Origin of the sequence: Dyadobacter arcticus (genome assembly GCF_011762185.1) — a bacterium.
Taxonomy (GTDB): domain Bacteria; phylum Bacteroidota; class Bacteroidia; order Cytophagales; family Spirosomataceae; genus Dyadobacter; species Dyadobacter arcticus.
The window spans coordinates 88998-100140 of sequence record NZ_JAASQJ010000004.1 but is presented as its reverse complement, the minus strand read 5'-3'; the positions used below and the strand labels follow the sequence as shown (position 1 = coordinate 100140).

Annotated in this window: 12 protein-coding genes and 1 pseudogene; 6 read left to right on the top strand and 7 right to left on the bottom strand. The window is 43.2% G+C overall.

From position 1 onward, the window contains the following. The first annotated feature begins 107 nt into the window (after nt 1-107). The 3 genes and pseudogenes from FHS68_RS19330 to FHS68_RS26830 form a co-directional block, all read left to right on the top strand. Nucleotides 108-1406, top strand: coding sequence for an NCS2 family permease (locus tag FHS68_RS19330; RefSeq protein ID WP_167273647.1), 1299 nt, complete (start codon nt 108-110; stop codon nt 1404-1406). 7 nt (nt 1407-1413) lie between these two features. Beyond that, the gene (locus FHS68_RS19325; protein WP_167273645.1) at nt 1414-2229 is read left to right on the top strand and encodes a 5'-methylthioadenosine/adenosylhomocysteine nucleosidase; all 816 of its coding nucleotides are present in this window, start codon (nt 1414-1416) and stop codon (nt 2227-2229) included. Nucleotides 2230-2601: 372 nt separating this feature from the next. Further along, nucleotides 2602-2853: pseudogene (locus tag FHS68_RS26830) on the top strand (GNAT family N-acetyltransferase); the annotation flags it as partial. Here FHS68_RS26830 and FHS68_RS26825 read toward each other — a convergent pair. Then, the gene (locus FHS68_RS26825; protein ID WP_374757525.1) at nt 2843-2965 is read right to left on the bottom strand and encodes a type II toxin-antitoxin system ParD family antitoxin; all 123 of its coding nucleotides are present in this window, start codon (nt 2963-2965) and stop codon (nt 2843-2845) included. The pseudogene FHS68_RS26830 and the gene FHS68_RS26825 sit on opposite strands and share 11 nt — an antisense overlap. Before the next feature lie 99 nt (nt 2966-3064). Here FHS68_RS26825 and FHS68_RS19310 point away from each other — a divergent pair, with 99 nt between their 5' ends. From FHS68_RS19310 to FHS68_RS19300, 3 genes are all read left to right on the top strand, one after another. Then, a complete protein-coding gene (locus FHS68_RS19310; protein WP_167273640.1) occupies nt 3065-3565 on the top strand; it encodes a GNAT family N-acetyltransferase in 501 nt (166 codons plus the stop codon). Nucleotides 3566-3680: 115 nt separating this feature from the next. Then, the gene (locus FHS68_RS19305; RefSeq protein ID WP_167273637.1) at nt 3681-4793 is read left to right on the top strand and encodes a hypothetical protein; all 1113 of its coding nucleotides are present in this window, start codon (nt 3681-3683) and stop codon (nt 4791-4793) included. Then, nucleotides 4750-5898 (top strand): hypothetical protein, encoded by a 1149-nt coding sequence (locus FHS68_RS19300; protein WP_167273634.1) that lies wholly within the window; start codon nt 4750-4752, stop codon nt 5896-5898. The genes FHS68_RS19305 and FHS68_RS19300 overlap by 44 nt, the downstream gene beginning before the upstream one ends. A 5-nt stretch (nt 5899-5903) precedes the next feature. On the opposite strand, the gene FHS68_RS19295 is transcribed toward FHS68_RS19300, so the two are convergent. The 6 genes from FHS68_RS19295 to FHS68_RS19270 form a co-directional block, all read right to left on the bottom strand. Then, entirely contained in the window at nt 5904-6641 is a 738-nt protein-coding gene (locus FHS68_RS19295; RefSeq protein ID WP_167273632.1) for a LytR/AlgR family response regulator transcription factor, read from the bottom strand. A 14-nt stretch (nt 6642-6655) separates the two neighbouring features. Continuing rightward, a complete protein-coding gene (locus tag FHS68_RS19290) occupies nt 6656-7804 on the bottom strand; it encodes a sensor histidine kinase (protein ID WP_167273629.1) in 1149 nt (382 codons plus the stop codon). A gap of 117 nt (nt 7805-7921) precedes the next feature. Continuing rightward, entirely contained in the window at nt 7922-8155 is a 234-nt protein-coding gene (locus tag FHS68_RS19285) for a hypothetical protein (protein ID WP_167273626.1), read from the bottom strand. A 77-nt stretch (nt 8156-8232) separates the two neighbouring features. Continuing rightward, nucleotides 8233-8916, bottom strand: a complete 684-nt coding sequence (locus FHS68_RS19280; RefSeq protein WP_310588606.1) for an START domain-containing protein — start codon at nt 8914-8916, stop codon at nt 8233-8235. Between the two features lie 212 nt (nt 8917-9128). Next, nucleotides 9129-10220 (bottom strand): type IX secretion system outer membrane channel protein PorV, encoded by a 1092-nt coding sequence (gene porV, locus FHS68_RS19275; protein WP_167273621.1) that lies wholly within the window; start codon nt 10218-10220, stop codon nt 9129-9131. Between the two features lie 91 nt (nt 10221-10311). Further along, nucleotides 10312-11082, bottom strand: a complete 771-nt coding sequence (locus FHS68_RS19270; protein ID WP_167273619.1) for a DNA-formamidopyrimidine glycosylase family protein — start codon at nt 11080-11082, stop codon at nt 10312-10314. Between the last annotated feature and the right edge of the window lie 61 nt (nt 11083-11143).

Genomic DNA, 11143 nt, shown 5'->3' with positions numbered 1-11143 from the left:
CTTACTTGAAGATATCAGTTTAATTTCGGCCCCCGAACTCAAAACGTAAGCTGCTAAATCCTTCCAATTCGATTAAAATCAATATATTTGAGATAAACCACACTCCTATGTTTTCTTTTTCCGGGCTAAAAAACGAGCAGACATCCGTGTCCACAGAGATTCTGGCGGGTGTTTCGTCTTTTTTGGCAACCGCTTACATCATCGTGGTTAATCCGTCGATTTTAAGTCAGACCGGAATGCCATTTTCGGCAGTTTTAACAGCTACAATCCTGGTTTCGTTTTTTAGCAGCCTGATGATGGGGCTTTATGCCAATAACCCAATCCTCGTCGCTCCGGGAATGGGACTGAACGCGTTCTTCACCTATACGGCGGTTTTGAATGATAAATTGAGTTGGCAGGTTGCGTTAGGGACTGTGTTTTGGTCGGGCGTATTTTTTCTGCTGCTATCTGTTTTTAACATCCGGTCTTACATTGTAAAGGCAATTCCAAAACCCTTGCGCTATGCAATTGCGTCGGGTATTGGCCTTTTTATAACATTAATTGGTTTTGCAAATGCCAAATTCATTGTGGCGAGTCCGGCTACAATGGTCACTTTGGGAAATTTAAATGCGTCGACGCTGACGTTCATTGCAGGACTTTTAATCACTGTGGTTTTGCTGATCCGAAACATTAAGGGCAGCATTCTGATCGGCATTATGATAACCAGCCTTCTGGCCTGGCCGATTGGGCGATACTGGGGCGGCACTGAACCGGTGATCACGATCAGCAACCTGATTGCCATGCCGGATTTCAGCCTGATCTTTCAATTGGACCTGGTTAACTCCCTGAAATGGAGCCTGGCGCCGATTATCTTAGCATTTGTGTTTACTGATATGTTCGATAGCCTCTCCACATTTGTCGGTTTAGCAGAAGCATCCAATTTACTAGACGAAAATGGCGAGCCAAGAAATATGCGCAAGTCATTAATTGTTGACGCATTTTCAACTACCATAGCCGGATTGGCCGGAAGCAGCCCCGGAACTGCTTACATTGAATCGGCTGTGGGTATTGAACAAGGTGGAAAGACGGGATTAACTGCAATTGCCGGCGCTGTTCTTTTCCTCCCTTTTCTTTTTTTATCTCCATTATTAAGTGCAATACCCGCCATTGCAACCGCTCCCGCATTGATTCTGGTTGGTGTTTTTATGATGAAACCCGTGATTAAAATTGATTGGAACCAACTTCATGAAGCATTTCCTGCATTTCTGGCAATGGTATTGATTCCATTTACCTATTCAATCACCCAAGGCATTATCTGGGGATTTCTGAGTTGGACAGCTTTGCATGTCCTCACCGGAAGGGCCCATGAAATCAGCATCGCACTTATCATCATTGACCTATTCGCCATTCTAGCCCTGATTTTTTAAAACAACAATGAAAAAACTCCTCATCTCCCTCCTCCTTTCCTCCCTCCTCCTTTCCTCCCCATACGTTGTTGCAGCCCAAGACATCACAGGCGTACTGGGTGCTTTCCCACCTGAACTCGTTCTCTTGCAAAAGAAAATGGAAAACCCAAAAGATACCGTGATCAGCAATGTCCGTTTCACAAAAGGCAAGCTGAACGGACGGGCCGTTGTTCTGGCGCAAACCGGGGTTGGAAAAGTGAATGCTGCAATCACAACCACGCTAATGATCCAGCATTTCAAACCCCGAGAAATTGTTTTCTCAGGAATAGCGGGAGGCGTTGACCCCGCACTGTCTCCGGGTGATATTGTGATCGGAACGCAGGTCGGTTACCACGATTTTGGCGCATTGAGTGATGATGGCATGAAGTATTGGGCTACTAAAAACCCATTTACCCAAAAGGAAAATCCGGCATTTTTCAGCTGTGATTCCGCATTGGTGCAAAAAGCAATGGCTGTTTCAAAAGGATTAAAATTCACCAAAGTGAACCGCGACGAGGGGAACGTTGCCCCGGCAGTCAAAAAAGGCATTATTGTAACGGGTGACGTTTTTGTTTCTTCGGAAATCGTCACCAAACGTTTAATGAAGGATCTGAATGCGGCAGCCACCGAAATGGAAGGCGCCGCCATAGCCCAGGCTTGTTATCTGCAAAATGTACCGTTTCTGATTATCCGCAGTTTGAGCGATAAAGCCAATCATAAAGCGAAGGCTGACATGGATACTTTTTATGAGATTGCTGCGGAGAATGCGGCGACGCTGGTTATGGCTGTTGTTGGGGAGAAATAGGATTGATCGTTATTTTAAAAAACTACAATATATTTTACCTTTACAAAAAAACTCAAAACTCATACTATGGCACGCCCTATAAAAGAGACACCAGTACTACGAGGCAAAGCTGCTCTCAAATTCAATAACCAGCTTTTTAGCAACAGGACAAAAAAGGCTACGGCAGAGGAGTTTGCTGCTCTCAAAAACGATTCTGAATTTATTGCTTCATTTTCTAAAAAATAAGTAATAAATGATTGATGGCCTCACTAGGCTAACTGATGACTACGATTTTAAGTATTTCGATTGTGGAGACGAAGATCTTAACGATTTTTTCCTTAATGAGTCAAAAATTTATTTCCTTTTACAAAGCGAAAATCTAGCTACCCAGCGGTAAAGATCGGGCGGTTTGCGATCAACGAAAAATTCCAGAAGGACGGCTTTGGGAAGAAATTAATTAATTCGATCAAGTACTCGTTTTTTATTGGCAATAAAACCGGTTGCAGATTTATCATTGTAGATGCGTATCTGCAATCCGTTTCCTTCTATACAAGAAATGGATTCATTGAACTTCCTACCGAACATACTAATCGAAATAAAGACACCAAACTAATGTATTTTGACTTGGGAGTATTCAGTGAATAAATTTTCGTTTCAATTCTCCTATAAACGCTTCCTGATCAAACTTTTCTACCCGTCCGATTCTTTGTGCCTTAATTAGAGCCTGTCTCAATATTTTAAGTTTTTTACTTTCCAATGCATGTTTCTTGATCCACTTTACAATCGATAGGTTGTTTCAATTATGAACAAACATATTAAATTAGGCGGTCTAATTCCTTTTAATTTCATCTAGCCAATGATCACATTAAGACCCGCAACCCTCGACGATCTCGCCCTGCTCCAACACTGGGACGAGCAGCCGCATAGCATTGCGTCGGATCCGAATGACGACTGGGTATGGGAAACGGAATTGCCGAAAACGCCTGAATGGCGCGAACAGTTGATCGCTGAATTGGAAGGAAGGCCCATAGGCTTTATCCAGATTATAGACCCGGCCCTTGAAGAAACACATTATTGGGGCGATATTTCCAATAATCTGCGTGCTATTGATATCTGGATTGGCGAAAGCGAGGATTTGGGCAAAGGATATGGAACGATCATGATGCAACTCGCATTGGACCGCTGCTTTACTGACAAAGCCGTAACCGCTGTCATCATAGATCCTCTGGAGTCAAATTTCAGAGCGCGGAAGTTCTATGAAAAACTGGGATTCCGTTTTGTGGAAAACAGGATATTTGACCTGGATCATTGCGCGGTTTATCAAATAGACCGGGAGTATTGGAAAGGCATTGAATAACAGGGAAATAACAGTAGAGTTTAATAATAAAAAATTGATTTGAACAGGTAAGAACGATACGCAAACCTTCTTTTCACTAACTTGGAGCAGACACGAATCACTAAACTAAACGGATATGAAAAAAATGTATTTTGGGCTGGCTGTACTCTGCGCGGGAGTGGCGTTGCTGGCAAATACGAACCGGTTTGCGGAAGCCAAATACGGCTTTAAAGTGGGTACACCTGAGATAAAGTCAATCAGCGCGCTGACTTTCGGTCCGGATGGCGTACTGTTTATCGGTGACTCGAAAAGCGGGATGGTTTTTGCGATGGATACCAAAGATGCAGCTGCAAATAGTTCAGCGGCTGCGGTTGAAATCAAGAACATTGACCAAAAAATCGCTGCGCTGCTCGGAACGACAGCAGAAAACATTATGATCCAGGACGTTGCGGTGAATCCGGTTTCAAAAACGATTTACTGTGCTGTTCAAAGCGGTGACGGAACGCCTGTTTTATTTAAAATAATGGGTGACAAAATTGAGGCGGTAAACACCAAGAATGTTCCCTTTTCAAGTCTGGCGCTGAACAATGTTCCTTCTGAAGACGCAAAAGACCAGCGTGGAAATAAAATCCGCGTCTCGGCCATTTCGGATATTGGTTTTGCAGATGGGAAAGTGCTGGTAAGCGGGCTTTCGGGACAGCAATTCAATTCCACCTTCCGCAGCATTCCTTTTCCTTTTTCGGATAAGCAAGATGCGGCTACGTTGGAAATTTATCATGCGGCGCATGGAAAATACGAAACACTCGCGCCCATCAAGACATTCACCACCGCTGACATCAATGGCAAAAAGTATCTGGTAGCCAGCTATACCTGCACGCCGCTTGTACTTTTCCCAATGGATGAATTAAAACCAGGTACGCACGTAAAAGGCAGAACGGTAGCCGAGATGGGCAGCGGAAATCAGCCGATTGATATGGTCACTGTCAAAAAAGGCAATGAATCCTTCCTAATGATGGCGAATTCGGCCAGACCTGTATTTAAAGTAAAATACAAAAGCATAGAGGCATATCAGGGCTCGCTGACCACTCCGGTAGAGGAAAGTTTCGCCACAGCAGGTGTCGATTTCGTATCCCTGCCAGTCACCAATGTAATCCAGATGGATAAATTGGACGATTCTCGGATGATTTTGCTGCAACGCAGATCAAATGGCAGTCTTGATCTTTGGACTTCGAGTGAACGCTATCTTTAAGAAATTGAATGTTATAAGGGTCAGGTTGCACGTCATGTGTAGCCTGACTTTTTTTGTCATTGTCCTGCTCATTTCTTGCTCTACTAATCAGGAGACGGCAAAAGCGACCATTGTCTGGAAGGATAGAAAGGCAGTTTCGGTTTCAATTGCCAATAATATCGGCCGATCACCTGAAAATATCTTTATCCGCCTGCAAGGCACGAGCGGTTCCGATTTCCCCGCCTCGATTCTCGGAGAAGCCAGCATTGAAAACAATGTGATTATGTTTACCCCACTCATTCCATTCACGCGGGGAATGCATTATGAGATATTTTCTGGCAAAGAAAGCATTGTGACATTTACAGTACCAAAACCCGAAGCCTCCGAAGCGCCGAAAATCCTGGCCATCTATCCAACGCAGGATACATTGCCCGAAAACCTGCTCAAAATCTATCTGCAATTTTCTCAGCCCATGCAGGAAGGAAAGTCGGCCGAATATGTTGTTTTGCTGAAAATTGATGCGGATACCGTTAAAGGCGCATTCCTTGATCTTCAACCAGAACTTTGGAATGAGGATCGGACGCAATTAACATTGTGGGTGGACCCTGGCAGGATCAAACGCGATTTACAGCCCAATAAACGGCTGGGCGCTCCGATGCAGAAAAGCCAGGGTTACAGGATTATGATTTCTCAAAAATGGAAAGATGGACAGGGCGCGTCATTGGATCAAACTTATAGTAAGTCATTTATTACTGTGGGCCGCGACAGTCTCTCACCAATGCCGAAATCCTGGAAAATAACGGTACCCAAATCCTTAACCCCTGCGGCATTGCTGGTTGATTTTGAGGAACCGCTGGACCACGGACTTTTGGATGAGGTATTGCAAGTTACCAATGAAAAAGGCAAATCGACGCCTGGAAAATGGCAGTTCAGAAATGAGGAGAAAACGGGTTTATTCGTTCCAACAGAAAGCTGGAAGTCTGGCACTTACGATCTGATCGTGGATACACGGCTCGAAGATCTTGCTTCCAATAACGTCAACCGTCCTTTTGACAGAGACATCACAAAAAGCGAAAAACGGGAAAAGAATCAGGATTTCGTAAAGATCCTTTTCCAAATTAAATAGCGTTATTACACGCCCTTGTTTTTGTCGAGCAACTTGCTGTTAACAACCTGCTCAATAACCTGTTCCCGGTAATTCCTGCTGATGGGTACTACCTGGGAAAGGATAAATATTTCATTACCCTCAATACCCTCGATCTTACTAATGGATACAATGTAGGATTTATGGACGCGGATAAAATTCCGGCTGCTCAGGCTTTGCTCCAAGTTTTTGAGATTCAGCAGCGTAATGTATTTTCCCTTCAACGTATATATAGTCACGTAATTCTGCATGCCTTCAATAAAAAGAATGTCTTCAAAAAAGATTTTTTCGTACTTGCTGCCGCATTTGATGAAAAAGTAGTTCTCAACAATCTCGCCTTTGACTTCCGTAGAATGGGATCTGGTCAGAAGACGATGGTAGTCTTTGGCTTTATTGGCGGATTTATAAAACCGGTCGAATGTGATCGGTTTCAATAAATAGTCGAGCACATTCAGCTGAAAACCTTCTAATGCATAACTCGGATACGCTGTCGTTATGATCACCATCGGCGGTTTCTGTACGATTTTCAAAAAGTCTATCCCGTTCATTTTTGGCATTTGAATATCTAGAAAAATCAGGTCGACCTGGGTTTTGTCCATCATCGTCATCAGCTCCAATGGATTTTCACAGGTACCAGTCAATTGCAGAAAATCCACCTCGCGGACATAATCTGCAAGCCCTTCCCTCGCCAGAGGCTCGTCGTCGATAATGGCACATCTAATCATCTATTTGGTTCATTTTAAGCAATTTGCGCCGTCGGCGTTAACATTACAATTTCCAGTATCACGTTAAATTGCACTTCAAAACTTCCTGGTTTATCTATGATATCCAATTCATATTTTCCCGGATAAATAAGATCCAATCTTCTGCGCACATTTTTCAAACCGATACCACCATAGTTCACAACATCATTTCCGTTGTCGTGTGAAGTACTGTTTGCGATAAAAAAGCCGAGTTTTTCGTTCTCAACTGCTAGTTTGATCTCGATCCAGTTTGCCTCGTTGCTATGCTTGGAAACATGTTTGAAAGCATTTTCCAGAAATGTCATCAGGACGAAAGGTGCGATTCCCAGGTGTTCTGTTCCCAGCTTTGCAAATTCGAAATTCACCTGAAGGTTATCGTTCTGGCGAAGCTTTTCCAGCTCAATAAAGTTTTCAAGATAAGTAATCTCTTTACTAAGCGGGATTTCATGGTCGTTACACTCATACAATTGGTGACGGAGTAACTCGGAGAATTTCGCCAGCGAAGCTGAGGCCATATCCGGGTTTTTATGGATCAGAAAAAATATGGAATTGATGCTATTAAAGAGAAAGTGTGGGTTGAACTGGTATTTGAGAAAATTTAACTCCGTTTCCAACTTTTCCTTTTCCAAGTCTTGTTGTCTTCTTTGGGTTTGAAGCCAGTTTTTGGTCAGCTTAATGCTCATGGCCAGGGTAATCACGGCTATTGTGGAAGAAAGTGGCCCTCCTACCACCATGTGGATCACATCATAATTTCCTTTTCCATATAATTCTTCCAAAGTCATGCCCGCCATGTATGCGCCCATGTGATAGCCCGGCACGATCAGCGAGGCGGTGACGGCGATAGTTACCAGCAGGCAGGCCATGTATGTCGCAAAATGGCCTTTTTCAAGAAACTTCGGAATGAGGTAATATAGGTTGAAATAGACGGCGAGTGTCTGAAAAACCAGATAGAAAATAAATTTTGAAGCCAGGGGTGTGAACAGAATGTTATTGGCGGCTGTCAGCGGATTTCCCATTGCCACCACCCACCAGAGGTAATTATAGCCAATCCAAAACGGAATGTGGTACAGCTTGTATTTCTGAAACCATTCCCAGTGGACAGACGGCGCTTTGGACTGTGGCTTACTTGAAGCTAAACTGTTCATTTGCAATTGGATAAATATCCATACAAGTTACACGAACTGTCCGAAATTTCATTTTCCGTTACACCAATTCCACTTATTAATTGACCACCCACTTTCCTGGCTATACGACTGGTGGGATCAAACCAGAATAATTCCCGTGGGTGCAGCGCTTTTTTTAGTTTCTTCCGGGTATTGGAGTTTGAGTTTTTTGCCTTGTGCATCGGCTTCTTCCAGGAGTTCGAAGGTTTTGCGTTCGCCAACCATCAACAGCGCCTGAAACAAAACACCTGCATAAGCGCTTTCCTTAGAACCCGGCCCTTTTTGCTTCGCGAGATCGTTGTAGTGACCAAAAAGGTCTTTCCCTTTTCCCATGATTGCTGTCGTAAATCTTAAACCATTTCAGTAAGAAAGTATCGCTCGTTGAAGACCTACTTATAAATTCATTGGGGTCAATGCCGGGTTGGTGCGTTGTTGACCGGACTTATATTGCCATTTTCAGCACGTTTAAGGGATCTTAAATTCAGTTCCTTTTTCATGTTTATGAAAGTTTCGATCGGGCCCTGGCTTGCAAACATATTAACAACATGCGCGGGTATCGCGCCACCCGGATCCACCTGCAGAACATATTCTACCTTTGCCTTTTTTGCTGAAATGGGCTGAATTTTCCATAACCCAATTGAATGATCAACACGGACAATTCCTTTCTTCTTGGCAACCCATCCCGGAACGGCGGGCGCATCCACCGTGACAATTTTGGTAACCGGATCTTCTGAAACTTTGATGTGAGCAACAAAATCCCGGTTATCAAGCGGCCACGGAAGGCTTACTTCAGTATAGTAGTACAGTTCATTTTCCGAAACTTTGCGAATTAATTCACAAGATTTGGTATGACAAACCCACCTTTTTGCAGCTGCAACATCCATAATCAGTTCAACGACTTCCAATGCACTTGCATCAAGAATCATCTCTGCTTTTAGTGCCTTAATTTTAGAATTAGAAACAGGTCGATTATAAACTTTAATATTTTCTTTGCCGGCGACGTATTTCCAATTTTCTTGTTGCAAGACCTTTTGCCCCGCAACAGGAAAATTAAGAATGGAAATCGTTATCACAACGCGTATTAAGTTTTTCACAGCAATCAAAAAATTGTCAATTAAATTCTCATTCGAAACCCAATTTACCAGAAAATTATCTGCCCTGTTCAGTTTGATACAAACCCTGTTCCAACTGACGAACGCACCTTGACAAAATTGAACGCAATACGTTATACGCGCTACAATTTGCATGCACTTTCAAATAAAGATCGTTCTTTTAACAATGACAATTGAGAAAGCCGTCTCCCTTTTTATCCGCCAAAATAGGCTCCAACTGATACCCGAAGCGTTCTGGCCAGCGGGCTCCCCTGAGTTACAGGAAACAAATATGCAAAGTCGGCCGTGTAGTTCTTTAAAATGCGCACACCTGCGCCTGCTGTCACGAATTTTCGATCGCCCTTTCTTTTATCTTCCCCATAATACCCTCCCCGCAAAGCAACCATGTCTTTATACCAGTATTCCGCCCCCATGGCCAGGGCAATTTCTTGTATCTCTTCCTTGAATCCGCCGGGAGCGTCTGAAAACGAGTGTAAGACACCCTGCCATGATGATTGTAGGTTTGGATTTTGAATGTTGTTTGGGGTGGGCACCGTCAGCTTGCTCAGGTCTGCAATTACATTTAACCGATGCTTTCCGCTGGCTGTGTACGAAATGCTGCCGCCCACTTTCAAAGTGGTTGGCAAAAAATATTCGCCACCCGCACCGAAATCTATTTTCCCGCCAAGATTGGATAAGATTGCGCCCAATGACCAGTTAAAATCTTCCCCCGAATCCCCGCTTCTAACTTGTTTATGATAATAAGCACTGAGGTCAGCCGCCGCAGCATGTCCCGGTTTCAAAGCGATCATATTTATAACACCGGTACCAATGTTTGAAGAAATATATTTTAAAGTAAACCCCATCGAAAAATTCTGTCCTAAGTGTCTGGAATACATCCCACTGACGGCTATATCGGAGCCATTTTTAGAATTACCGGTTGCATAAAAAATTTTAGAATTAAAATATTTGACTGATGCGCCTATCGCCTGTTTTTCGCCTAACTTCTTGTACGCACTGGCATATCCAAGCCACATATCCTCTACCAAAGAGCTTAACCAAGGCGTATAAGAAGCGGCTGCACCGAAATCCCTTTCAGCGAATGCAAGTTTTGCAGGATTCCAATATGTCGCATTCGCATCGGCGTTTAAGGCCACACCTGCTTCTCCCAGAGCCGCGCTTCTTGCATCAGGCGTAAAATTTAAACTAGATGGTTCCCCGTTTGGAATCCTGGACCCGCCATACTGCGCAAATGCATTGACACAAGCAAGCGCTAAAAAGCAGACAAACAAAGGAGTTGCTTTCATTGAATGTAAGGATTAAGTTGAAGGTTTTATAACAGCGGTTACAAAAGCAGGAACGTGGCCTGACATTGGATTATTATTGAAATTTAAAGTTTTAATACTTCACCTGTTCGTTCGTATAATAAGTCGTTTTTCCCCCAACTTGCTTGGTTAAAATCTCTTCCCCAGTCGGGCTGGTTTTGCGTTTGTGATTGTGTACTGCCATGAAATCGCGAATCTCGCCGCTGATAATGTCGGGATGCGTCTCTTTGATTTTTTTGATTGAATCGTGGATAACGGTTGTAATCACTTTCGCCAATTGATGTACTTGCCGTTTTGGAATATGCATAGCGACGGAATCGGGGGCGATTCTGGCTTCCCAGAGGATTTCATCAACATAAGCATTGCCTATTCCTCCAATCACTTTTGGATCTGTCAGAACTGTTTTGATCGCCGCCTTCTTCTTTTGCAATTGCCCTTCCAGCCATTCAGCAGTCATTTCCTTTGAAAGTGCGTCTACGACATTATTCTCTTTCGGATTAAGGGTAACATTGGCCACCTTTTGGTAATCACTCAAAACCAACGGTTTAACACCCTCAAAAATGAATGCGATAATGAACTTTTCAGGCACATCGTCTGGCATACTCAACTGTCCATGAAGCATTAAATGCATCGAGACAACGTCATTTTCACCAAAATTAAAATAGAGTTCTTTTGCATGTCGCGAGATATCCTTCAATGTCTTTTCCGAAATACTATCGTTAAATTCCTTCTCAGAAGATTTTATTTTGGTGTCTTTCCCAATCACAACTTTTTCCAATTTCTTGTTTTTATAAACCTTTTTGAGATTGTCTTTGAAGACTTCCAAATCACATATTTCCGGCATGGCTGAGCTGTTTAGTGAGTAGGATAACTGCAAAATAACTATACCAAAAAACCAACGCCAA

Excerpts from the sequence above, each read along its gene's own strand:
- FHS68_RS19290 (WP_167273629.1), bottom strand. The coding sequence starts at position 7,804 with ATGAACAGTTTAGCTTCAAGTAAGCCACAGTCCAAAGCGCCGTCTGTC.
- FHS68_RS19325 (WP_167273645.1), top strand. The coding sequence starts at position 1,414 with ATGAAAAAACTCCTCATCTCCCTCCTCCTTTCCTCCCTCCTCCTTTCC.
- FHS68_RS19285 (WP_167273626.1), bottom strand. The coding sequence starts at position 8,155 with ATGGGAAAAGGGAAAGACCTTTTTGGTCACTACAACGATCTCGCGAAG.
- FHS68_RS19300 (WP_167273634.1), top strand. The coding sequence starts at position 4,750 with ATGGCAGTCTTGATCTTTGGACTTCGAGTGAACGCTATCTTTAAGAAA.
- FHS68_RS19305 (WP_167273637.1), top strand. The coding sequence starts at position 3,681 with ATGAAAAAAATGTATTTTGGGCTGGCTGTACTCTGCGCGGGAGTGGCG.
- porV (WP_167273621.1), bottom strand. The coding sequence starts at position 10,220 with ATGAAAGCAACTCCTTTGTTTGTCTGCTTTTTAGCGCTTGCTTGTGTC.
- FHS68_RS19270 (WP_167273619.1), bottom strand. The coding sequence starts at position 11,082 with ATGCCGGAAATATGTGATTTGGAAGTCTTCAAAGACAATCTCAAAAAG.
- FHS68_RS19310 (WP_167273640.1), top strand. The coding sequence starts at position 3,065 with ATGATCACATTAAGACCCGCAACCCTCGACGATCTCGCCCTGCTCCAA.
- FHS68_RS19330 (WP_167273647.1), top strand. The coding sequence starts at position 108 with ATGTTTTCTTTTTCCGGGCTAAAAAACGAGCAGACATCCGTGTCCACA.
- FHS68_RS19295 (WP_167273632.1), bottom strand. The coding sequence starts at position 6,641 with ATGATTAGATGTGCCATTATCGACGACGAGCCTCTGGCGAGGGAAGGG.